Origin of the sequence: Deinococcus radiotolerans, assembly GCF_014647435.1 — a bacterium.
Taxonomy (GTDB): domain Bacteria; phylum Deinococcota; class Deinococci; order Deinococcales; family Deinococcaceae; genus Deinococcus; species Deinococcus radiotolerans.
On the sequence record NZ_BMPE01000009.1, the window covers coordinates 94,328 to 115,651 of the forward strand.

General features: G+C 68.2%; 21 protein-coding genes. 2 read left to right on the forward strand and 19 right to left on the reverse strand.

Going from position 1 to position 21,324, the window contains the following annotated elements; all coding sequences use genetic code 11:
* Positions 1-4: 4 nt before the first annotated feature.
* The 6 genes from IEY63_RS14460 to IEY63_RS14485 form a co-directional block, all read right to left on the reverse strand.
* Entirely contained in the window at positions 5-652 is a 648-nt protein-coding gene (locus IEY63_RS14460; protein ID WP_189069707.1) for an L-ribulose-5-phosphate 4-epimerase, read from the reverse strand.
* Positions 649-2,334, reverse strand: a complete 1,686-nt coding sequence (gene araB, locus IEY63_RS14465) for a ribulokinase (protein WP_189069708.1) — start codon at positions 2,332-2,334, stop codon at positions 649-651. Before araB ends, IEY63_RS14460 begins: the two co-directional genes overlap by 4 nt.
* Positions 2,335-2,417: 83 nt before the next feature.
* Positions 2,418-3,401: an ABC transporter permease gene (locus tag IEY63_RS14470; RefSeq protein ID WP_189069709.1), complete on the reverse strand. Its 984-nt coding sequence runs from the start codon at positions 3,399-3,401 to the stop codon at positions 2,418-2,420.
* A 2-nt stretch (positions 3,402-3,403) separates the two neighbouring features.
* Positions 3,404-4,378 (reverse strand): ABC transporter permease, encoded by a 975-nt coding sequence (locus IEY63_RS14475; RefSeq protein ID WP_189069710.1) that lies wholly within the window; start codon positions 4,376-4,378, stop codon positions 3,404-3,406.
* A complete protein-coding gene (locus tag IEY63_RS14480) occupies positions 4,365-5,909 on the reverse strand; it encodes a sugar ABC transporter ATP-binding protein (protein WP_189069711.1) in 1,545 nt (514 codons plus the stop codon). The genes IEY63_RS14475 and IEY63_RS14480 overlap by 14 nt, the downstream gene beginning before the upstream one ends.
* A gap of 111 nt (positions 5,910-6,020) precedes the next feature.
* Positions 6,021-6,989 carry an ABC transporter substrate-binding protein gene (locus IEY63_RS14485; protein ID WP_189069712.1) on the reverse strand — a complete coding sequence of 323 codons (969 nt, stop codon included), beginning with the start codon at positions 6,987-6,989 and terminating at the stop codon, positions 6,021-6,023.
* An 865-nt stretch (positions 6,990-7,854) separates the two neighbouring features.
* Here IEY63_RS14485 and IEY63_RS14490 point away from each other — a divergent pair.
* Complete coding sequence (locus IEY63_RS14490; RefSeq protein ID WP_189069713.1) at positions 7,855-8,445, forward strand: HD-GYP domain-containing protein; 591 nt, start codon at positions 7,855-7,857, stop codon at positions 8,443-8,445.
* A 377-nt stretch (positions 8,446-8,822) separates the two neighbouring features.
* Here IEY63_RS14490 and IEY63_RS14495 read toward each other — a convergent pair whose 3' ends face one another.
* The 3 genes from IEY63_RS14495 to IEY63_RS14505 all read right to left on the reverse strand — a co-directional run bounded on the left by IEY63_RS14495 (position 8,823) and on the right by IEY63_RS14505 (position 10,500).
* The gene (locus IEY63_RS14495) at positions 8,823-8,993 is read right to left on the reverse strand and encodes a hypothetical protein (protein ID WP_189069714.1); all 171 of its coding nucleotides are present in this window, start codon (positions 8,991-8,993) and stop codon (positions 8,823-8,825) included.
* Between the two features lie 45 nt (positions 8,994-9,038).
* Positions 9,039-9,461 (reverse strand): response regulator, encoded by a 423-nt coding sequence (locus tag IEY63_RS14500; protein ID WP_189069715.1) that lies wholly within the window; start codon positions 9,459-9,461, stop codon positions 9,039-9,041.
* A gap of 586 nt (positions 9,462-10,047) precedes the next feature.
* A complete protein-coding gene (locus IEY63_RS14505; RefSeq protein WP_189069716.1) occupies positions 10,048-10,500 on the reverse strand; it encodes a response regulator in 453 nt (150 codons plus the stop codon).
* A gap of 129 nt (positions 10,501-10,629) precedes the next feature.
* Here IEY63_RS14505 and IEY63_RS14510 point away from each other — a divergent pair, with 129 nt between their 5' ends.
* Positions 10,630-11,064 (forward strand): response regulator, encoded by a 435-nt coding sequence (locus IEY63_RS14510; RefSeq protein ID WP_189069717.1) that lies wholly within the window; start codon positions 10,630-10,632, stop codon positions 11,062-11,064.
* 176 nt (positions 11,065-11,240) lie between these two features.
* Here the strand turns inward: IEY63_RS14510 and IEY63_RS14515 are convergent, their stop codons facing one another.
* The 10 genes from IEY63_RS14515 to IEY63_RS22275 form a co-directional block, all read right to left on the reverse strand.
* Positions 11,241-13,541 carry a ribonuclease H-like domain-containing protein gene (locus IEY63_RS14515; RefSeq protein WP_189069718.1) on the reverse strand — a complete coding sequence of 767 codons (2,301 nt, stop codon included), beginning with the start codon at positions 13,539-13,541 and terminating at the stop codon, positions 11,241-11,243.
* Between the two features lie 364 nt (positions 13,542-13,905).
* Positions 13,906-14,556, reverse strand: a complete 651-nt coding sequence (locus IEY63_RS14520) for an alpha/beta hydrolase (RefSeq protein ID WP_189069719.1) — start codon at positions 14,554-14,556, stop codon at positions 13,906-13,908.
* Positions 14,553-15,428, reverse strand: a complete 876-nt coding sequence (locus IEY63_RS14525; protein ID WP_189069720.1) for a VOC family protein — start codon at positions 15,426-15,428, stop codon at positions 14,553-14,555. The genes IEY63_RS14520 and IEY63_RS14525 overlap by 4 nt, the downstream gene beginning before the upstream one ends.
* Before the next feature lie 81 nt (positions 15,429-15,509).
* On the reverse strand, positions 15,510-15,944 hold the full coding sequence (locus IEY63_RS14530) for a DoxX family protein (RefSeq protein ID WP_189069721.1): 435 nt from the start codon (positions 15,942-15,944) through the stop codon (positions 15,510-15,512).
* Positions 15,945-16,010: 66 nt separating this feature from the next.
* Positions 16,011-16,454 carry a MarR family winged helix-turn-helix transcriptional regulator gene (locus tag IEY63_RS14535; RefSeq protein WP_189069722.1) on the reverse strand — a complete coding sequence of 148 codons (444 nt, stop codon included), beginning with the start codon at positions 16,452-16,454 and terminating at the stop codon, positions 16,011-16,013.
* A gap of 462 nt (positions 16,455-16,916) precedes the next feature.
* Positions 16,917-17,591, reverse strand: coding sequence for a DUF4956 domain-containing protein (locus tag IEY63_RS14540; RefSeq protein WP_189069723.1), 675 nt, complete (start codon positions 17,589-17,591; stop codon positions 16,917-16,919).
* Positions 17,564-18,403: a polyphosphate polymerase domain-containing protein gene (locus tag IEY63_RS14545; protein WP_189069724.1), complete on the reverse strand. Its 840-nt coding sequence runs from the start codon at positions 18,401-18,403 to the stop codon at positions 17,564-17,566. The genes IEY63_RS14540 and IEY63_RS14545 overlap by 28 nt, the downstream gene beginning before the upstream one ends.
* Positions 18,400-19,722: a CotH kinase family protein gene (locus IEY63_RS14550; protein WP_189069725.1), complete on the reverse strand. Its 1,323-nt coding sequence runs from the start codon at positions 19,720-19,722 to the stop codon at positions 18,400-18,402. The genes IEY63_RS14545 and IEY63_RS14550 overlap by 4 nt, the downstream gene beginning before the upstream one ends.
* Positions 19,723-20,152: 430 nt before the next feature.
* A complete protein-coding gene (locus IEY63_RS22270) occupies positions 20,153-20,416 on the reverse strand; it encodes a Rossmann-fold NAD(P)-binding domain-containing protein (protein ID WP_229784729.1) in 264 nt (87 codons plus the stop codon).
* Positions 20,417-20,515: 99 nt separating this feature from the next.
* Positions 20,516-20,992 carry an SDR family NAD(P)-dependent oxidoreductase gene (locus IEY63_RS22275; RefSeq protein WP_229784730.1) on the reverse strand — a complete coding sequence of 159 codons (477 nt, stop codon included), beginning with the start codon at positions 20,990-20,992 and terminating at the stop codon, positions 20,516-20,518.
* Between the last annotated feature and the right edge of the window lie 332 nt (positions 20,993-21,324).

Genomic DNA, 21,324 nt, shown 5'->3' on the forward strand with positions numbered 1-21,324 from the left:
CCTTTCAGCGCTGGCCGTACACGGTGGTGTACCGGTCGTAGAGGCGGTTGATGTCGGCGGGGCTCAGCGGCTGGGGCTGGCCAAGCTGGTGGGCCAGGTAGGCGGTGCGGGCGACGTCCTCGGCCATCACGGCGGCCTTCAGGGCGGCGCGGGGCGTGGGGCCGATGGTGAAGACCCCGTGGTTTTGCAGGATGATCGCGGGGCTGCGGTGCCCGGCGAGGACCCGCACGACTTCCGCGCCGATCTCCTCCCCGCCGATCAGGGCGAAGCCGCCGCAGGGGATCGGGCCGCCGAACTCGTCGGCCATGGCGGTCAGGATGCAGGGGATCTCGCGGGCGTTGGCGGCCCAGGCGGTCGCGTAGGGGCTGTGCGTGTGCACGACGCCGCCCACGTGCGGCAGGTGCCGGTAGATGTACGCGTGCGTGGCGGCGTCCGAGGAGGGACTGAGGCGGCCCTCGGTGCGCTGGCCGTGCAGGTCGGTGCGGACCATGGACTCCGGCGTGAGATCCTCGAAGGTGACGCCGCTGGGCTTGATCAGGAGGCCCTCCCCGTCGCGGGCGCTGATGTTCCCGCTCGTCCACGTCACCAGGCCCTGCCGGGGCAGTTCGAGGTGCAGGGCGGTGAGTTCGGCGCGCAGATCGGCGCCGCTCATGCGGGCACCTCCAGCCGCGCGGCCGGCTGGGGCTGGGCGAGCGCCTCGTCCCGCAGGCGCTTGAGGGTGATCATGGTGGGGTGCGTGCGGCCAAACAGGTCGTGCACGGTACGGTACTCGGCGTACAGGCGGGTGTAGCGGCGGTGCCGTTCCGGGTCCGGCTGGTAGGCGTGGCGGCGCACCTGGCTCATGTGCGCCGCGGCCGCGTGGATGTCCGGGTAGGTGCCGGCGGCCACCGCGGCGTGCATGGCGCTGCCCAGGGCGGGCGCCTCGCTGCTGGCCGCGACGCTGATGGGCCGGCCCAGCACGTCCGCGTACAGTTGCATCAGGGTGGCGTTCCTGATGAGGCCGCCGGCGGCCGTGAAGTCACGCACGGGCACGCCGGCGGCTTCAAAGGTGTCGATGATCAGGCGCGTGCCGAACGCGGTGGCCTCAATCAGGGCGCGGTAGAGGTCCTCCGGGCGGGTGGCGAGGGTCAGGCCCAGGATCAGGCCGCTCAGGTCGGCGTTCACGAGCACCGAGCGGTTGCCGCTCAGCCAGTCCAGCGCCAGCAGGCCGTGCGCGCCGACCGGCTGGTCCTGCCCGAGGTCGGTGAGCAGTTCGTGCAGCGTCTGCCCGCGTTCCTCGGCCAGGTCGTGGTAGCGGGGCGGCACGGCGTGCGCCACGAACCACGCGAAGATGTCACCCACGCCGCTCTGCCCCGCCTCGTACCCGTACGCGCCGGGCGTGATGCCGCCCTCGACGACGCCGCACATGCCGGGCACGTTCACGAGCACGTCACTGTTCATCACGTGGCAGGTGGACGTGCCCATGATCGCCACGAGCTCCCCGTCGCCGGTGGCGCCCACGGCGGGCGCCGTGACGTGCGCATCGACGTTCCCGACCGCCACGGCAATCCCGGGCCGCAGGCCGGTGCGCCGCGCAGCGTCCTCAGTCAGGCCACCGGCCAGCGCGCCCAGCGGATGCAGCTCAGCGGCGAACTTGTCAGCTACCTCCGCGAAGGCCGGGTTCAGCGCCGCGAAGAATTCACGCGTGGGGTACGCGCCGCCCTGGTAGATGGCCTTATACCCGGCGGTGCAGACGTTGCGCCGCTCGGCGCCGCACAGCTGCCACACGATCCAGTCGGCCGCCTCGATGAAGCGCTCGGCGGCGTGGTACACCTCGGGCGCCTCCTCGAGCAGTTGGAGGGCCTTGGCGACGGCCCACTCGCTGGAGATCTTCCCGCCGTAGCGGGCCAGCCACGGCTCGCCCCGCGCCGCGGCGGCGGCATTGATGCGGTCCGCCTGTGGCTGCGCGGCGTGATGCTTCCAGAGCTTGACGTACGCGTGCGGTTCGGCCGCGTAGCGCGGCAGGAAGCACAGAGGCGTGCCGCTGGCCGTGGTGGGCAGGACCGTGCAGGCGGTGAAGTCAATCCCGATGCCCACCACGTCGTCCGGGTGAACGCCGCTGCCCCGCAGCAGGGCCGGCACGGTGACGTCCAGCACGTCCAGGTAGTCCTGCGGGTGCTGCAGCGCCCACTCGGGCGGCAGGGGCCGCGCCAGGCCGGGCAGGTGATCGGTGATCACGGCGTGCAGGTAGGGGTGGGCGGCGCTGGCGATCTGGGCGCCGTCGCGGGTGCGGACCAGCACCGCCCGGCCGGACAGCGTGCCGTAGTCCACGCCGATGGTGTACGTGTCGTTCATGGCCTTGCTCCTTGAGTATGGGGGCGTGACGGGCCGGCCGGGGCGGGCAGACGCCCGCGCCGGAGGAGGTCACGGAAGAGGGTCTAGGGGCGCCCGGCCCGCGTGCGGTTGGATTGCCAGATGACCACGAGCAGCAGGAACACGCCGCGGATCACGTTCTGCCAGAACACGTCGATGGAGATGACGCCCTTACCGTTTTCGAAGTTCAGCACGTTGAAGATCAGGCCCAGCAGGATCACGCCGGTCATGCTGCCCGCCAGTGACCCGCGCCCGCCAGTGAGGAGCGTGCCGCCCACCACGACGCCCGCGATGGCGGTCAGTTCCCACCCGACGCCCTCGACCGGCTGGCCCGCGCCGAACTGCGACGCGAGAATCACGCCCGCCAAGCCGGCCAGCAGCCCGGAGATCACGTACACGCCCAGCTTCACGCGGTCGACGTTGAAGCCCATCAGGCGCGAGGCGTCCTCGTTGTCCCCGATGCTCAGGGCCGAGCGGCCGAAGCGGGTGAAGCGCAGCAGCACCGAGCCGGCGCCCAGGACGACCAGGGTCAGGATGAGAGGGATGGGCACGCCCAGCAGGTCGCCCTGCCCCAGGCGGGTGAACGCGCCGGCCTGATCGACGGACACGGCATTCTGGCCGGAGAGCAGCTGCGCCGCGCCGCGCGCCGCCAGGAAGGTGCCCAGCGTCGCCACGAACGGCTCGACGCGCAGGCGCGTGATCACCAGCCCGTTGATCCATCCTGCCGCGGCGCCGGCCAGGGCGCCCGCGAGCAGACCCGCGAGCAGCCCGTGCGGGCTGGCCAGCGCCGCGACGACGCTGGCCATGGCCGCGACGCTGCCCACCGAGAGGTCAATGCCACCCGTGACGATCACGAAGGTCATGCCGATGGCGATCAGCATGAACATGGCGTTGTACCGGAAGAAACTGCTGACGTTATAGGCGCTCAGGAAGCCGTCGTACCGGAAGGCCGCGAACAGGACGAGCGCCACCAGGGCGATCAGGGCCCCGTGGCCGAACAAGGGCCGGGCCAGGCTGAGGAGCGTTCTGGACGGATGCGTGACGGCCATACTCAGCTCCTCCTGCGGGCCTGCAGGGCCACCGCGCCGACGATAATGGCTGCCTTGACGATCAGTGCGGCGGCGTCCGGCACGCCCTTGACGAGCAGCGTGTAGCGCAGCAGCTGAATGAACAGCGCCCCGATGAGCGTGCCGACCAGCGAGACCTTCCCGCCACTGAGCGCCGTGCCGCCCACCGCGACGGCCGCAATGGCGTCGAGTTCCATGTTCTGCCCGACCAGGTTCGCGTCCGACGAGTTGTTCACGGCGATGGTGATCAGGCCCGCCAGGCCGGCCAGCATGCCGCTGAGGGTGTACACGAGCACCTTCGTGCGCGTGACGGGCACCCCGGCGAGCCGCGCCGCTTCCGGGTTGCCGCCCACGGCGATGACGTACCGGCCGAACAGCGTGGCGCGCAGCGCCCATATGGCGGCGGCCACGATGACCAGCATCAGGACCACCTGAATGTTGAGGCCGAATACCACGCTGCTGCCCAGGAACTTGAAGCGCGCGTCCGGGAAGTTGATCAGCTGACCGCCGCTGATCACCTGCGCGATGCCCCGCCCGGCGATGAACAACACCAGCGTCGCAATGATCGGCTGAATCCGGAAGCGCGTGACCAGCAGGCCATTGAACGCGCCGCACAGTCCGGCCGCGAGGACCGGCAGGATCACCGCCAGCGGAATGCCGATACCCGCAGGCAGGCCGCTCTGCAGGAACAGCAGCGGCGCCAGGGCGCCACTGATCGCCATGATGGACCCCACGGACAGGTCGATGCCGCCCGTGGCGATCACGTACGTCATGCCCACCGCCACGATCAGGATGGTCGCGGTCTGGGTCATGTTGATGTTCAGGGCGGTGAGTGTCAGGAAGTTCGGCGTGGTCAGCGCATTCAGGGCGATCAGCGCGAGCAGGGCCAGCAGGGCGCTGTACTGGGTGAGCAGCAGGGCGGGGCGCGGCGCGGGCGGCCGGGCGTCAACGGCGGTCATGGTGTCCTCCGGCAGGTGCGGCAAGTGCGTCCCCCTGGGCCATGGCGTGCAGGAGGCGCTCCTCGCTCAGGTCGTCTTCGTTCAGGGTGGCGACCGCGCGGCCGTCGCGCAGCACGGTGACGCGGTGGCAGCCCTCGATGAGTTCCTCCAGGTCCGAGGAGATCATCAGGACGCTCAGGCCGTCCTCGGCCAGTTCACTGATCAGCCCCTGAATCTCGGCCTTGGCGCCCACGTCAATGCCGCGGGTGGGTTCATCGAGGATCAGCAGGTCCGGTTTCAGGCACAGCCAGCGGGCCAGCAGGACTTTCTGCTGGTTGCCGCCGGACAGTTCCCGGATGGGCTGGTCGAGGCTGGCGCAGCGGACGTTCAGGCGCCGCGCGAAGGTCTCCACGACGCGCTGCTGCGCCGCGCGGTCCACGACGCCCGCGCGGGTCAGGCGCGGCAGCAGCGCCAGCGTCAGGTTCTCCCGCACGGACCAGTCCGGGATGATGCCGTCGTGCTTGCGGTCCTCACCGCAGAACGCCACGCCCGCGGCGATGGCGTCGCCCGGCGCGCGCCACTGGGCCGGCTGGTCCTTGAAGCGCACCGTGCCCGAGAGGGCGGGTTCAGCGCCGAACAGCGCGCGCACGGTCTCCGTGCGGCCGGAGCCCAGCAGGCCCGCCAGGCCGACCACTTCCTTGCGGCGCACCTGCACGCCCACGTCCTGGAGGCGTGGCGCGCGGCGCAGCGCCTGAGCGTCGAGCAGGACAGCATCCTCGTGCTGGTGACGGGTGAAGCCCGTCTGACCCTGCGTGGTCACGTCCTGCAGGTTCCGGCCGAGCATGCTGGAAACCAGTTGCATCTTCGTGAGGTTCAGGGGCCCCTCGTACACGGTCTGCCCGTCCCGGAGGACGGTGATGTCACTGCACGCGCGGTACAGCTCATCCAGACGGTGCGACACGAGGATCGCCGAGACGCCGCTGGCGCTCAGCTGCGCCACCACCTGGAACAGGGTGTCCACCTCGCGCTCGTCCAGCGAGGACGTGGGTTCGTCCATCACGACCAGCTGGGCGTTCAGCGCCAGGGCGCGTGCAATGGCGACCATCTGCTGGACGGCGAGGCTGTACTCGGCCAGGGGCCGGGTCACGTCAATGTCGACGCCAATGCGCGCCAGCTGCTCTCGCGCCTGCGCGTTCATGGCCTTCCAGTCGATCAGGCCGAACCGGCGAGGCTCGTGCCCCAGCAGGACGTTCTCCGCGACCGTCTGGAGGCGCACCAGGTTCACTTCCTGGTAGATCGTCGCGATGCCCGCCAGTTGCGACTGCTTCGGGGACGTGAAATCGACCGCCCGCCCGGCGAACTGGACAGTACCGCTGTCCCTGCGGTAGGCGCCGGTCAGCACCTTGAGCAGGGTGGATTTCCCGGCGCCGTTCTGCCCGATCAGGGCGTGGACCGCGCCGCGCCGCACGTGGAGGTGTGCGCCGCGCAGGGCGCTCACGCCGCCGAACGCCTTGTGAATGCCGGTCATGTGGAGCAGGACATCGTCAGTCATGATTCCTCGGTGGAGCGGGGCCCGGGTTGGGCGCGGTCAAGCGTCCCGCCTGGGCCCCGCTGGGGTTGCGGCTTCAGGGCCGCGTGCCGGATCTGGGCGCGCCGCGTGCGCTCAGAAGGCGGAGTTCAGCATCTGCTTGGCGTTCATGCTGTCGAAGAAACGGTCGTCGTTCACGAGTCTCGCCGCGATCTTTTTCCCCGCGGCGTAATCCATGAGCGTCTGGAAGGCCTTCACGCCAAAGCGGGGGTTGCATTCGACCGTCGCGCCGAGCTTGCCCGCGATAATTGCTTCCAGGGCAGATTTCTGCCCGTCGATGCTGACCAGGGTGATGTCTTTGCCGGGCTTGCGGCCCGCCGTTTCCAGTGCGGTGATCGCGCCGAGGGCCATCTCGTCGTTGTGGGCGTACACGGCGGTCGCTTCGGGGTGCGCCTGAATGAGGGCCTCCATGACCTTGCGTCCCTCGTCGCGCGTGAAGTTCCCCGTCTGGGACGCCACGATCTGAATGCCCGGGTACTTCTTGATGTAATCCGCGAAGCCGCGCTGCCGGTCAATGGCGGGGGAGGAGCCCGTGGACCCCTGAAGCTCGATGATCTTGGCGTTGCCTTTGGTCTGCTTGACGAGCCACTCGGCGGCGCGGCGGCCCTCGGCGTAGAAGTCCGAGCCGATGAACGCCACGAAGTCCCGGCCGGGCTTGGCGACCGTCTCGTCCACTTTGCGGTCGATGACGAACAGGGGAATGCCCGCGCGTTTGGCTTCCAGCACGATCGGCGTGAGCGGCTTTTCCTCGCGGGGCGTCAGGAAGATGGCGTCGACCCGCTGCGCGATGCAGGAGCGCACGTCGGCGACCTGTTTGGCGGCGCTGCCGTTGGCGTTCGTGAAGATCAGGGTCCAGCCGAGGCGTTTGGCTTCGTCCTGCATGGATTTGGTCTGCGCGAGGCGCCAGGGGTTGTCCATTTCCGACTGGTTGAAGCACACGCGGTATTTCGGCTTGACTGCGAGTTTCGGCAGGCTGCCCCCCTGGGCAAGGGCGAGGGTGAGGGTGGCGGCAACAGCGGACAGCAGGACACTCTGAATCTTCATATGGGCCTCCGAACGTGTGGCGGTGACGCGCTGGCCGGGCAGAGGAACACGCTGCCGGAACGCCCGGAATCGGGCGCCGCTGCGGTGAGACTGCTGACCCAAACGGTCACTGAGTTGTTCAATGTGAACGATCACAGAGTAAGCTGACACCCCTTACTTGTCAACGACATGACCAGTCGAAGAGTCCTGGGACACCCCCCTCTCTGGCTCGGCTGATTCTTCTCCACGTCCTCTAAATCGCCAATTCTTCCGTTTACTTTGAGATTTCGGGCAGAGAGTCAACGCTGGCGCTACACCGGCTGCCCTCCTGTTGTCAACCGCTGTGCGCGAGATCAACCCATTCGCGTCGCGTTCAGATGTTCACGGGAGGTGGAACGGCTGGCTGATCCTCTGCTGTAGATATTTATCGTCCAGAACGTCATTCTTCTGGAACTGATGCCCACAGGGCAGTTGAGGCGGAATGGTGTTACCGATAACATAGTGAGCTGGCTCCTGAAGCGCGCACCCTCGAGTCTCCTTGGCGATAGGACACACGTGGCCACACCCCCCCGTTCCCAGGTGTGATCGGATGTGGCCGCAGAGATAAGACAGGAGACCGCCCATTACCAGCTCCCGCACCGCCCTCGGCGGGCCGACCCAACCTGCCCTGAGCGCAGAACCGACCGAACCCCATGGATGCACGTGCCCCCGATCAGGGGAAGAAGCCGTGATCGCAACGGCCGCTCGCCGCAGTTGAGCCTGGAAATCTGCCGTCTCAGCAGTGACGTTGCAGTCTGCTGCCTGTTGCTGCGCGGCTGGGTCCAGTCAACCCATCAGGACAAGCCAAGACGGGCCACACGGTCGCCCCGCGTACTGTGGACGCACGATGAAGTTCGGCGCCCGCGCGGCCGACCCAGCTGCGCCTCCCTGCTGGGCGCAACTGCGGCGCCTCGCACGCCGCGCCGAGGGACCGCCGATCGAACTCGACCTCCACATGGACCGGGTCGCGCGCCTCGCCGCTTTGATCGCGCAGGCGTACGGCTGCCCACCTGCGGACGTGCAGCGCCTCCGGCAGGCCGCTGCGCTGCACGACATCGGGAAGATCACCCTCCCGGTCCGTCTGCTGCACAAACCTGGCCCTCTCTCCGCCGACGAGTTCAGGTTCGTGCAGACCCACTGCCTCGCTGGTGCGAACCTGCTCCTCGGTCCCTCGCTCCTGCAGCGGCTTGCGGCGGAAATCGCCCTGACCCACCACGAACGCTGGGATGGGCAGGGATACCCCCACGGGTGGGCGGGGGTGACGATTCCCCTCTCCGGCCGGATTGTGGCCGTGGCAGACGTATTCGACGCCCTGACCCGGGACCGGCCGTACAAAACTGCCTGGACCCGCTCAGAGGCCGCGCGCGAGGTGCACCAGCAGGCGGGACACCATTTCGATCCAGACGTGGTTGACGCGTTCGAACGCGCCCTTCTCTAGACGCTGGCCGCCCCATGAATGGTGTGCCCTCCAGCAGAGTGCGAACACCTGAGCGGCACGGCCCCTGCCGGGTGCGCCCGCCGCGCGGAGAGCGGTGGTCGGCGTCCACTGCATGTCCTGTGAAGCGAGGCAGAGGTGCTTTGGCCTGCCCGGTCCTGTGGGCTGGTCGGTAGGCAGCAGACTTGACGGCCGCCCCTCAGACGGAGGCGGCGCGCGTGCCGCTGACTGGACTGATCGCGCCACTCCTGGCGTGGCAGGTGGCGGGTCCGCTGCTCTGGCGCGGGCGACTTCTGAACGGTCAGCGCCTACTAGGTTCACAATACCCGGATGCCATGGTGAGCAGAGGCTCGCGTTCAGGTGCCCACGTCGGTGAAGTTCTACAGGGCTTCAGCGAGCAGGCCCTGCACCCGGGCGCGGACCACGGGTGCTTTCTCGGGAAATGAGCCGAGCTGATCGTCCGGGGGCAGGTCACCCGGCAGGGCCGCGCTGTTACAGTCCGGGTTGAGACGCTCGCGGAACTCCCGCTCCAGCCAGCGGGAACGGGACAAGCGGCCGATTGACCGGATGCCGGGTGTTGCCCTGGGCGTGTGGCGTCAGCTGGGCACCGGTGAGGTCAGCTTGCAGTGCCGCCAGTACGCCAGGAAACTCTCGATCTGTTCCAGGAACTCGCTGAACACGTTCGCTTTGATCAGGTAGGAGCTGGCGTGCAGGGTGTAGGCCGCGGTGATGTCGTCGCTGGCGCCTGATGTGCTCAGCATCACGACGGGGATCAAGCTCAGGCGTGGGTCCGCCTTGAGTGCCTGTAACACTTCGAAACCGTTCATGCCGGGCATGTTCACGTCTAGCAGGATCACTTCGGGCAGGTCATCGGCGAGGCTGAGCATGGTCAGGGCGTCGCGCCCGCTGCTGGCGCTGGTGAGGTGGCAGTCGGGGCAGAGTTCCGCGAAGGCTTCCTGGGCGAGGAGCTGATCGTGGGCGTTGTCGTCGATCAGGAAGAATCGGTGAGGGGGTGTCACGTGAGCATCTTAAAGACTCCGTGAAGATGAATTGATCAGTCCTTACGTTTCGCTGCTCACGTCCCCGGAGGTTCTACCTGGGTTCAACGCACTCAGGAGTCGCCCAGCCAAGCGAGTATCAATCCAGTAATCCGTACCTGCGCGGTCAGGACTGGGATTACCGGATGTGAGGCAACGAGTGCCAGCTCATCGTGCTGGACGCGTTCGACAAGACGACCCTGTTGGGCACAGTGCGCGCCGCCGGGTTCAATCAAGCTAACGCCAGCGTCGGACTGGCCTGATGCCCGACCGAGGGGCTGGCCGCTGACAGTCAGCTGAGAACCAGTGAAGCCCGCACGTACGAGCAGAAGGCCAGCAGGCAGGAGAGCGGGCAGCGAGACCAGACCTCACCGGCAGTAGCCGGCGTGGTCCGGCAGGCGACGGTCTGGGACAGACTGATAGCGGGCGCAGGCCGCCTGAAGATCGCGCCGGACCACACCGGGTTTCTGGCAGGGGTCAGCTGCGTGCTCATCCCGCGCCGCACGCCGTTCCAGGCGCTCTCAGCGTGGCCGGCGGGGTGCCTCCCTGAGCATCTGGGTGGGATGGATCAGTTGGGCGGATTGAGGCGCTGGCGGTAGCGGACCTCACTCCAGAACCGGACGAAGTCCTCCACCTGTACCACGAACCCCGAAAATTCCGGCTGCTTGACTAGGTACGAACTGACGATCAATTCGTACGCCTGATCAATGTCCTGCGGACGGTCGGAGGTGGTGAGCATCACGACAGGCAGGTGCCGCAGGGTCAAGTCCGCGCGGATGGCGGCCAGCACCTCGAAGCCGCTGAGGCCCGGCATGTTGATGTCCAGCAGGATCACGTCCGGCAGGGCGTGCCGCGCCCCCTGCGCCCGCAGCCAGGTCAGGGCGGCCGCGCCGTCCTGGATGATCTTGACGCTGACCTGCGCGGCCTGCAGCTCGAAGGCTTCCTGGGCCAGGAGGCAGTCGGCTGGATTGTCGTCGACCATCAGGGCGTGCAGGTGACGGTGGGGGAGGTGAGCGGTCATCTTCGCGTAGCCTCGCACACGGCGGCGCCAGTCACCACTGCCGGGCAGAGACTGAACAAATGTTTAAGGTTTGTTCAGGTCAGGGTGGGTGGCGCCCACAAGTTGACCGGTCGCCTGCATACTGGCGGGATGGAACCGTTCCGACTCCTGCTGGTGGACGACCAGATGACCGAAATCCTGCTGGTGGAAGCTATGCTGGACGGCGGGCCAGACCAGGTGGACCTGGTCGGAGTGTGCTCGGGGGACGCGGCGCTGGACTATCTGGACAGCAGTCTGGTGCTGCCGCACCTGATTCTGCTGGACCTGAATCTGGCGGGCATGTGTGGGCTGGCGGTGCTGCGGGCGGTGCGGGCGTCGGAGCGGTTACGGGACCTGCCCGTGGTGATGCGCAGCGGCAGCCAGGACCCAGCGGACTGGGAGGCGGCGGTGGCTGCCGGCGCGAGCGGGTACCTCGTGAAGCCCGTCCTGTTTGACGCGTTGGAGGCGCAGGTGCAGAAGCTGCTGGCGGACTGGCAGCACCTGCGGCGCCGGAGTCCGCAGGCCGGGCTGGCCACCGCCGGCTGAGCGCCTGACTCAGGAGCGGACCAGACGGCACTGAGGTCAGCAGATACCCTGTCTGCTGCTGGGTATGTGGATGACAGGCAACCTGGCCTGAATACGTGGGTCTCGTGTTGGGTTGAAGGAGCTCGCAGGTTAGGGGCGGAGGGAAGCCCAGTCGACGGGATCACGCGCTCGCCTGCTCATGAGTCTTCAGCCACTGGTCGCCAGCGCACCTGCATCTCGTGAACGTCCCGGTCGAACAGGCCGCCTCCCCGACCACTGAACAGCTGCGCCCAGTCTGCCGGGTCCAGCGCTTTGCGCAGCCGCGTCGCGTAGTTCTGCACGAGGGCCGCCCGGTAGTGCCCCGCGTCGTAATCCCGTCCGTCTGGGTCGGTGACGACGGTCAGGCCCTGCCCGGCCCGCACGTACAGGTCCAGCCGGTCCCCCACGCGGAAGTCCAGCCCGGCGTGCCACGCCGCTTCCAGATGCGCCTCCCGGCGCTGCGCCCGGGTCTGCGTGTAGTCGGCGCGGGCCTTCCCGATCCGCACGCGGGTGCTGACGTCGGCGTTCGTGAGGACGCGACCGGCCAGTCGGGCCGACGTGTCCTCGAAGGCCGCTTGCACGCCCGGCACGTCTGCGCGCAGCAGCGCGTGCAGCGCCGACCGGAGAAACTGGGTGCCGTACCGCTCGGACCGGCTGGACTCGAACGACGTGCCACTGAGTTCCAGGGAGCCGTCGTGGCGGAGCAGCACGTAGTTCTTCACCTGATGGCTCAGCATGGCCTGCGCGCGCCCATCGAACTCCAGCGTGATGCCCTCCGGCAGGTCCGCCGCGACCTCGCGGATCAGCGCCCGCTCCGCCGCTTCCCCCAGGTCCACCTGGGTGCTGAAGTACACGCCGTCCGTGTCTGATTCGATCAGCTGCACGCCCCGCGCCTCCAGCGCGGCCGTCACCCGCTGAAGCAGCGCCCGCCCCCGCGCCGTCACCCGGTCCGCGGCTTCCCGGTCACCCAGCCGCGCCAGCCGCCCGGCCCCCAGGTACCCGTAGGCGGCGTTCACGACCAGTTTCATAGCGTCCTGCATGGCGTGGTGCTCCCGGCGCTCGGCGCCGCTAAGCGCCGGGTGGCGCGCCTGCTGCTTGTGCGTCAGCCGCTGGCTCGTCAGGTCGCTCACGATCCGGTGGAAGGCCCCCAGTTCGTCCTGCCGCGGGCCGATCCCCTCGGCCCGGATGATGCTGGGGTACATGCTCGCCACGTCCGCCTTGACGACATGCGGCAGCACACCCTCCGCGTGCAGCTGGACGTGCCCGCCCCGGTGCGGGTCGCGCGGGCGTTCCTCCGGCGCGGGGAACGGCCGCCCCGCTTCAACGTAGGCGCGGATCAGCATCGGCTCCAGGACGCCCTTGGCCGGGCCGGCCCGCGGCAGGCGGTGGTACGGGCGCGGGGTCAGGCGGGCCAGCGCGAAACTCGGGGCCAGCACGATCCGGGCCAGGGCGTCCACCTCCTGCACGTCCTGCCGCGCGTACGCCCGGACCAGCTTCGGCTGATCCCGGTAGGTCTGGACGATCTCCGCGCCTTCCAGGTACACCCGGTCCTCTGGCGCGATGCCGAAGTGCCGCGCGGCAGCTTTCAGACCGCTGGACGGCAGGTTCAGGCGGCGCACGGCGTCGAGTGTGTCGAGGATCTCCCGGCCTGGGCACACCCACAGCGGTGTGCGGCTCCCGTCGTCCACCGTCCAGGGCACGCCGTCTCCCGCCCGGCCGAGCCGGAAGGGAATTCCGTGCCGGCGGGCGCGGGCGGTGATGAACGGCAGGTCGAAGCCGTGAATGAAGTGATTCTCGATGACGTCCGGGTCACGCCCGTGCACGAGCGCCAGGAACGCCTCGATGATTGCAGCTTCCTGCGCGGGGCGGCGCGCCTCAAGCAGCGTCTCCAGGCCGCGGTTGTCCCGCACGGCAATCAGGAAGATCCGCCCCTCGTCGGGGCTCAGGGCGGTGGTTTCCAGGTCGAACTGCATCCGGACCGGCTGATCGAACGTGAGGCCCTGATGGTACGTCTGCCGGGTCGCGATGAGGTACTGCTCGGCGTACCCCAGGCGGATGTACCCGCTCAGGTCACCCAGCGCGGGCCGCGTACTCAGCCCCCGCGCCCGCAGGGCGCCGCGCTGGATCTCGCCCTCCAGCTGCCGGGGTGAGGGGCCACTCAGCAGGTACCGGTACGCGCGGGCGTGCACCGGACCGTCCGGCGCGAGGTCCTGCGCGTGATAGGCGGCGTCAGCCGGGGCGGGTCCGGGCGACACGGCAAGCTGATCACCGAGGTGCCCGAGGTCACCCAGGTGCCGGGCATACAGCCAGCCCCGCTGCTGGGCGCGGTGCACGTGACCTTCGCCCGTGACCGCGTCACGCTGCCAGACGTGCACCGCCCCATCCGCGGAAGCGTGCACCGACACGATGCCCGCGTGGGGAGAGGCATCAGCGGTCAGGCCAGGAACGGGGTCAGACATCCCTGACATCATCCCCCGTCCCGCTCTGGAGAAGGCCTGAACGGTCACCGGGTCGGCCCTGCCGGGGCTCCGGGAAGGGACCTGGGCAGGTGGTCTCTCCGCGATCAGCTTGCCGCGTGAACTCTGGAGTGAACCGCGGTGCCTGGGCCTCGGTGCGGGTGGGACAGCCCGGGCGCTCGCGTGGCGTCGGCCAGGTCAGACCAGTGAGGGCAACATCGGCGGTCCCATCTGCATGCCCCACCGGCTGACCTACTGCACTCTGGCCGCGTGAGTCAGCCGATGCCGGCCGCCCCGGTGCGAACCGGACCCCGGGGCTGCTGGCAGAAGTGGGTCCACACCCGCGGTCTCCTCCCTCAAACCCCGGTCAGGGTCTGAGCAGCGGGGTCAGCCAGGCGTTCACGTCGGCCACTTCCGGCGCGGCGATCTCGTGACCCAGGTCGTACTCGCGGTAGGTCAGCTGGGTGCCCAGGTCGCGGAGCAGGGCGTGGCTGGCGCGGCCGTGGTGGATGCCGAGTTTCGCGTCGTGTACGCCGTGCGCCACGAAGACGTTCGTGCCGCGCACCTGCTCTGTGGGGGCGAAGGTCGGCTGCGCTTCAGGCAGGATGCGGCCGGACAGCATGACGAGGCCAGCCACCAGGTCCGGCCGGGACAGCGTGACGCTCGCGCCGATAATCGCGCCCTGCGAGAAGCCCAGGAGGAACACCTGTTCCGGGTCGAATCCGTGAGCCTGGATGAGCTGCGGGATGAATTCGGTCAGGGCGGCGCGGCTGGCTTCCGCCTGCGCGGCGTCCGGCACGGGCTCTGGCGTGAAGCGCACGTTGAAGAACGCGAAGCCGTCCGGGCTGATCTGCAGAGGAGCGCGCACGCTGACGACCGCGAACCTCGGGTCGAGCTGCCCGGCGAGCGGCAGCAGGTTGCGTTCATTGCCGCCCACGCCGTGGAGCAGGACCAGGACGGGCGCGCCGTGCAGCGGGCCGGAGCGGGGTGGGCGCAGGTCGTACGTCAGGGCGCTCACGCGGCGGACCCGGCCGCGAAGCGCAGGACGTTCCCAGCCGGGTCCTGCACATCAAGGAGCGCCCCCGAGCGTATGAAGGGGATATCTGCGGCCTGAAGGCGGCGTTCAAGGGCGTCCAGGTCACTCTGGTAAGGGAGCAGCGCATTCACCCGCAGCAGCTGGCTGCGGTTCTGTGGTGCGGGCGGGTTGCCGGCGCTCTGCCAGGTGTTCAGCCCAAGGTGGTGGTGGTAGCCGCCGACCGATACGAACAGCGCGCCCGGCCACCGCGAGACCACGTCGAAGCCCAGGACGTCCCGGTAGAAGGTATGCGTGGCGGCGAGGTCCGCGACGCGCAGGTGCACGTGTCCCATGACCGTGCCGGCGGGCAGGTCCGTGAACGGCGTGTCCGCGCCAGGTTCGGTCAGCAGGCTGTCCAGGTCGATGGGGTCGCCCGCCATCTGCACTTCGCCGCCGTGCCAGCGCCATTCGTGGCTGGGCCGGTCGCGGTAGACCTCGATGCCGTGCCCGTCGGGGTCGTTGAGGTAGAACGCTTCGCTGACCATGTGGTCACTCTGTCCGACGCGGACGCCGAGACGCGCGGCGTGCTGCACCCAGCGGGCCAGGTCCGCCCGGGTGGGCAGCAGGACCGCGAGGTGGTACAGCCCCGGAGCTGCTGGATGAACCGGCTGATGGCCGGCCCGCGCGGCGAGCCTCACCAGGGGGCGGTCCGGTCGGCCCAGCGTGGCGTCCTCGCCCCGCTCGAGGAGGGTCATGCCGAGGACCTGCGTGTAGAAGGCGACGCTGCGGTTCAGGTCCGCTACGGTCAGTTCAACCGGGCCCAGGGTCAGGGGTCCAGAGGTCAGCAGGGAGGAGGGAGAGGTGGGCTGGGTCATGGGGGCACTCCTTGGGGGTGGGCAGGCATGGAGGTCGTGCGGGCGTTGGGTCGGCGGGCGGTCAGCGGCGCTGCCGGTGCGTCAGTTCCGGGCGCGGCTGGGGCGGCGGGCGTCGAGGGCGTAGGCGCCGGCGCCTGTCAGGGCCAGGGTGAGGCTGGCGGCAAGCAGGGCTAGGGGGAACTCGGCGCCGTCCGGGTTGAAGAAACCGGCCTTGAGGTGCACGAGGATGAGGGCGCCGACCATGTCGGTGGCGAGCAGCGCGGCGGCCACGCGGGTGAAGAGCCCGGCGGCGAGCGCGGCGCCGCCGATGAGTTCGGACAGGGCGATCAGCGGCGCCATGAGGGCCGGGAGGGGAACGCCCATCTGCGTGAAGGCGCCGGTGGTCCCGGGGAGGGTGTAGATGGCGAGCTTCTGGTAGCCGTGAGCGATGAAGATCAGGCCGATGGTGACGCGTAGCATGGTCAAGGCGAGGTCGGTACGCTGAAGGGTGGTGCGGGTAGGGCTATGGGTGGTCATCTCAACTCCTTGGTGTGGTCACGATAGACGTGATAACGAGTATTTGTACGATTGAGAAAGATGGTTTCAGTCCGTGTCCTGCTGCGCTATTTCTTGAAGAAGGTCGAGCAGCAGGGCCAGACGGTCGGGCGTCAGCTGCCGGAACTGCTGGCGGTGCAGCGCTGCCACCGGCGCATCGAACTGGTCCACGGTGGCGCGGCCCTGAGGAGTCAGGCGGGTCAGGAGCACGCGGCGGTCCTGTTCACTGCGCAGGCGCTCCACGAGACCCTGCTTCTGCATGCGGTCAAGCAGCCGGGTGACGTCCGGGTCTTTGTTGAGGAGCTGGGACGCGACCTCTCCGCAGGTCAGGGCCTGTGCCCCGGCGCCGCGCAGGATCCGCAACACGTTGTACTGCGTCACGCTTAGGCCCTCAGGCTTGAGCAGAAGCTCCACCTCGTCTTTCAGCCGCAGGGCCAGCACCTGCAGGGTGAGGTACGTGGACTGTTCGAGGTGGCGTGGGTCTGTGGTCATCATCCGCTGCTTCCACCGAAAATATATTCGTTATAACGAGTAATGTCAATCCGGGCATCTGCGGTGCTCAGAGGTTGACAACAGCACTTCACCAGGACCAGAGGCCATCCAGGTTGCACGCCGGGCATGGACGCATCGGCACCAGGCACAGTGCCCCCCGCCTGCACAACGCCATCGGGGCGCGCCGCAGTTCAGAAGGCCAACCCAGCGCCAGCCTTCACCCTGTTCACTTGACAGACTGATCCACTCCAACCCTCGAACACCCAATGTCCGGCCTGCACAATAGGGCGTTCCAGCGGCGCTTCAGCACACAGCGCACTCGCAGATCTTCCTGATGGAGCCCACGGGCTCACAGCGGTGACGGAGAGGGCCGCACTTGCGCTGTCAACCAGTCGACCTGAAGCTGAGCAAACCGCACTCATGCGTCTGGAGGGCAGTCTGCGCGGAAATCCCAGGTGATCGTCAGTCCTCAGCAGCCCAGGTTGGTAATGGCCGCGGGCCCCTATCTGCTGAATCCGCAGGCTCCTGTGGTTGGCGGTAGACCCGCAGGGTCGCGACGTCCTTGACGAAATCGACCTCCGTCACGTCGACGCGCGTGATCATCCAGCCGGTTCTGGCGCTCAGGTCGGCCAGCAGGTCGGCCCGGCGCTCCGGGCGGATCAGGTCGACCCGTTCGTACTGCACGGTCTGCCGCACCTCGCGGGCTTGTGCAGGGAGACCGAGCAGTCGGCCCTGCTCAGCCAGCCCGGTGATCAGGAGCACCGCTCCGTTGACCACAGCGAAATCCAGCAGGGTGAAGCGCCCCAGGGCGTTGAGCATCGCCAGGGCCGTCACAATGAACAGGTACGTCAGGGCCTTGTTGGAGATCCCCTCGGTGCGGTAGCGCAGCAGTCCGAACACGGCAAACAACCCGAACCCGAAACTGGCCGGGAGGTCCAGGGTCTTGAGCACGTACGCGACGAGGAAGATCGTCAGTCCGAACATGAACAGGCTGAACGACAGGTCACGGTCCCGCTGCGCCGGGTAGTACAGCCAGCGGACCAGCACGAGAGTGGCCGCGAAATTCAGTGCTAGCCGGATCAGGAAATCGTGTGGGAGGCTGGAGAGCATCAGTTTGAACCAGCGGTCGCCTGCCACTGCACCTGGGCGAGTCGTGTCAGGCTCAGCAGCGCCGGTTTGAACGCGTTGCGTTTGAGGTGCGGGTAGAGGAGGGCGCAGCCGACTCCGTACTTGCTGAACCCCTGCTCACGTAGGCCCAGGTGCCGCGCCACTGCTCGGAAGGGGGAAACGCTACTCGACGCGGCGCGTTTGAGTTCAATGACGACCAGTCCGTCGAGGCTGCAGGCGCCGCGCGCCGCGCTGAGGGTGAGGTGCAGGTCGAACGTCAGCCGTTCGTCGTGCGTGCGCCCCACCAGCGTGAGCCGGTCGCACTGCACGGCCAGGGTGGGGGCCAGTGAAGTAGGCGTCAGGCGGGGCAGGTGCGCCTGCACGAAGGGCGTCTGGCGAATCACGGCGCTGCCGGCGTCGCCGGTCACTGCGACGCGTTCTTTACGGGTGCGCCCAGTGACGTCACGCAGTTTCAGCTCCAGGAAGGTCTGGCCGGTCTGGCCGTACTGGCGGGTCCGGACCTTGCACCGCCGGGCGCGGCCGTTGTGATGCGCGAGGTACATCGCGAAGTCGGTGGTGTCATGGTAGACGCTCACGTAGTGCTGGAGCCGTTCCCCCTCGATTTCCAGCGCCTGGTAGTGTGCCGGCAGCAGGCGCAGCACTTCACCCAGGCTGGCCAGACTGGTGAGGTACTTCTGTTCGACGCGGTCCATCAGCGCGGCGCGCTGCGTATCCGCCAGTGAGATGCTGAGGAAATGAGCCGCGAGGTCTCGGATCGCCGGTCCAGGCGGCCAGTGCGTCGCCAACGGCAGCGTCGAGTGCGGGGCGCCAATCGCGGTCACGGTGCAGGCCACCCTGGCTGGATGAGGCTGCTGATGTTGGCGTCCATCCACTGCGCGCGGAGGATCAGCCAGGAGCGCAGCCGCTCGACCTCTTCCGGGAAGCGGCGCGCGGTGGGCGTGCCAGGAAGAACGACTGTTCCCTCGACCGGCCAGCGCGCAAAGTTCCGGCTGGCCGGGTCGGTCAGCCGGCGGGCGTCCCGGTCGAGGTCGGCCAGCACGCTGTCGATCACGCCTGATCGGCGCAGGTCCTGCCAGCGGGCCACGAACCGCCGCACGAAGGTCGGGTTGTCATACAGCACCTCGGTAAATAGGGCCGTCCGGAAGGTCCAGCCGGCGGGGGCGTCGAGCGCCGCGGTGCCACTGTTGCCCAGGCCGCGGTCCAGGTCCCAGACCGGACCGAAGACCAGTTTGCCGCCACCCTGCGCGCCGGGGGAGGTGTCGCGGGTGACGTACGTGCTGGCGTAGAGGGCGTCGGCGTTTTTCAGGTACTCGTTGAGGAGCATGTAGTCCACCATGGCGTCGACGTCCAGGTAGTCGAGGTAGGAGCGGCCGGGCGCGGCGGTATCAGGATGGTACAGCTGCGCCGCGAAGGCGGTGGTGAACCGCTGAATGTCCAGCAGCGCCGCTGCGCTGAGGTTCTTCCCTTTGGGCCACTCCACGATGAAGACGGTGCCGGACTCGGGCAGTTTGAAGCTGATGTCGCCAGGCTTGACGCGGTCTGCGGGGGTGAGCTGCAGCAGCACGCCGTCCGGCCCGAGGGTGATGCGGCCCGGGGCGACTTCTGGCTTCTCCTCAAGTAGGTACACGCCCAGGTACTGGCCGTTCAGCATGACCTCGACTGGCACGGTGCGGCTGGCGTTGCGGCCCATGCGGCGTGACAGGTTGTAGCCCACGGCGTCCCGGAGCAGACTGGGATCGGCGTAAGCGGCGTTCAGGACCCAGCGGCTGCCCGCGGGCAGGCCCAGCAGAGGTACGTCGAGGGCTTTACCGCTCGCGTTCCGCGTTTCGAACAGGTACGACTTTTTTGGGAAGGCCTGCGAGCTGCTGCCCCGCACCTCAATCCCGATGGGTCCCTGGTAGGCATTGGGCGGGTCGGTCGGGGTGTTGAGGTGCGCGGAGGGTTGGCTGATCACGCCAAGCCGAGCCGACGTTTTCGGTTCGTTGACGATAGTCCGGCCGGCCGTGTCGAGCGTCAGGATGGGCAGAGCAGAATTGAACTGCGTGGAGGTGACCTGCTGAGCGGCCAGGGTGGTCTGCCCCTGAGCGCCGCAGCCCAGGCCCACGAGTAGACCCAGAAGAAGGACGCAGTGACAGTTCATTGTTCTCAGAATAGAGGCCAGGTGGCCGTCAGGGCTGACATGACCTTGACCGAACACCTGCTGCTTCTTGAGAAGTTCTTCACAGTGGCAGAAACGGAGCGCCCTGAAGGCGGTGTGATCAACGCAGCTGTGTCCAGCACCCCGGTGGGGGGGTGGCCGGAGTGCTCATGGAGAGGGGGTCGGGACGGATGATTGAACTGCCTGAGGGCCCGGGAAACGGCTCTCCAAAGTGGCCTGTCTTCCGCCCTGCCTGATTGAGAGATTCACGCCACCGCTCCGCGGCGACGTCAGGCGTGCACAGACCATCCGTACCTTCCGGTTCCACCGCGTGGCCCCCGGGCCGATGAAGCGAGCTCAGCGCGAATCCGGCGCCCAATGCGGCGGCCGATGTCAGGCGACGCCGGTCAGGCCCGCGTCCTGGGTCATGAGCTCAGTTCCCGACGGCCCGTTCGCTCAGTGTCCAGAGTTGCTGCGCTGCGGCGGCGTCCAGTGCCGGCCGGGCCGGCCGGGCGAGCCGTTCATCCGCGAAGTACCCCCCGCTGACCGCCAGGCTGGGATCGGTGGCAACGCGCAGACTCGTTCGCGCGCCCTGCTCCGGGGTGCGCGTGAAGCGCTCAGACAGGTGCGTGCGGCCCAGGAGACGAAACAGGCCGGCTTCCGAACCGGTGATGTCCTGCGCGAATCCCGAGCGCACAAAACCTGGGTGGACGCTGTTGCTCAGCAGTCCAGGCTCGCGCCGGGCCAACTCGCGGGCGAAGAGGATGTTCGCCAGTTTGCTGTGCGCGTACGCCCGCTACCCATTGTACCCGCGTTTGAACTCGGGATCCGTCAGGTGCGGGCGCACGAACTGGTGCGCAACCGATGACACCGTGACCACCCGGGCGTTGCCTGAGGCGCGCAGCAGGGGCAGCAGCTCCTGGGTCAGCAGGAACGGGGCGAGGTGATTGAGCGCCCACGTCTTCTCGATCCCTTCGTGAGTCTCCTGTCGGCGGCTGTACATGGCGCCCGCGTTGTTCACTAGGACGTCAAGCCGGTCCTCCCGCGCCCTAAATTCCTCAACAGCCCGGCGCACCTGCGTCAGCTCGGACAGGTCCGCGATCAGGTGACCGGCCGCGCCCACCTCCGACGCGACCCGGGCGGTCTTCTGCAGGTCGCGGCCCACGATCACCACGCGAGCCCCCAGTTGAACAAGGCCACGGGCGGTTTCCAGTCCAATGCCATTGGTTCCCCCGGTGACCAGGGCGGTTGTGCCGACCATGCGCCGCGTCATACCCCAGGGTACCAAGCGTGCCGCCAGGACGATCAGGGGGGCGATGGTCACGTGACCGAACGGAATCTTCTAAAGCGGTATCTGTGATCCAACCACATCTGGGGTCGTGCTAACCGTCGGAAGAATAGAACTCTGAGCAACGCAGTTGCCTCGCAGGTTAGGTCTGTGGATTTAGCGGCACCTGAATGATTCAGCAGACTGACTCGGTCGGGTCAGGTCTACCGGCCGGGGCAGCTGCTGCGTGGCCGTCCAGGCAGGGAAGCCTCACCGGAATTTCTGCAGAACCGCACTCAGCGCTTCGGCCCCGGCCGCCAGCAGCCGTGCGGTCCGCC

What these genes read in the sequence shown, in the direction of transcription:
- IEY63_RS14505 (WP_189069716.1), bottom strand. Translation starts at nt 10,500, where the DNA reads ATGACCGCTCACCTCCCCCACCGTCACCTGCACGCCCTGATGGTCGAC.
- IEY63_RS14485 (WP_189069712.1), bottom strand. Translation starts at nt 6,989, where the DNA reads ATGAAGATTCAGAGTGTCCTGCTGTCCGCTGTTGCCGCCACCCTCACC.
- IEY63_RS14470 (WP_189069709.1), bottom strand. Translation starts at nt 3,401, where the DNA reads ATGGCCGTCACGCATCCGTCCAGAACGCTCCTCAGCCTGGCCCGGCCC.
- IEY63_RS14460 (WP_189069707.1), bottom strand. Translation starts at nt 652, where the DNA reads ATGAGCGGCGCCGATCTGCGCGCCGAACTCACCGCCCTGCACCTCGAA.
- IEY63_RS14535 (WP_189069722.1), bottom strand. Translation starts at nt 16,454, where the DNA reads ATGACCACAGACCCACGCCACCTCGAACAGTCCACGTACCTCACCCTG.
- IEY63_RS14510 (WP_189069717.1), top strand. Translation starts at nt 10,630, where the DNA reads ATGGAACCGTTCCGACTCCTGCTGGTGGACGACCAGATGACCGAAATC.
- IEY63_RS14475 (WP_189069710.1), bottom strand. Translation starts at nt 4,378, where the DNA reads ATGACCGCCGTTGACGCCCGGCCGCCCGCGCCGCGCCCCGCCCTGCTG.
- IEY63_RS14480 (WP_189069711.1), bottom strand. Translation starts at nt 5,909, where the DNA reads ATGACTGACGATGTCCTGCTCCACATGACCGGCATTCACAAGGCGTTC.
- IEY63_RS14515 (WP_189069718.1), bottom strand. Translation starts at nt 13,541, where the DNA reads ATGTCTGACCCCGTTCCTGGCCTGACCGCTGATGCCTCTCCCCACGCG.
- IEY63_RS14530 (WP_189069721.1), bottom strand. Translation starts at nt 15,944, where the DNA reads ATGACCACCCATAGCCCTACCCGCACCACCCTTCAGCGTACCGACCTC.
- IEY63_RS14550 (WP_189069725.1), bottom strand. Translation starts at nt 19,722, where the DNA reads ATGAACTGTCACTGCGTCCTTCTTCTGGGTCTACTCGTGGGCCTGGGC.
- IEY63_RS22275 (WP_229784730.1), bottom strand. Translation starts at nt 20,992, where the DNA reads ATGACGCGGCGCATGGTCGGCACAACCGCCCTGGTCACCGGGGGAACC.
- IEY63_RS14525 (WP_189069720.1), bottom strand. Translation starts at nt 15,428, where the DNA reads ATGACCCAGCCCACCTCTCCCTCCTCCCTGCTGACCTCTGGACCCCTG.
- IEY63_RS14490 (WP_189069713.1), top strand. Translation starts at nt 7,855, where the DNA reads ATGAAGTTCGGCGCCCGCGCGGCCGACCCAGCTGCGCCTCCCTGCTGG.
- araB (WP_189069708.1), bottom strand. Translation starts at nt 2,334, where the DNA reads ATGAACGACACGTACACCATCGGCGTGGACTACGGCACGCTGTCCGGC.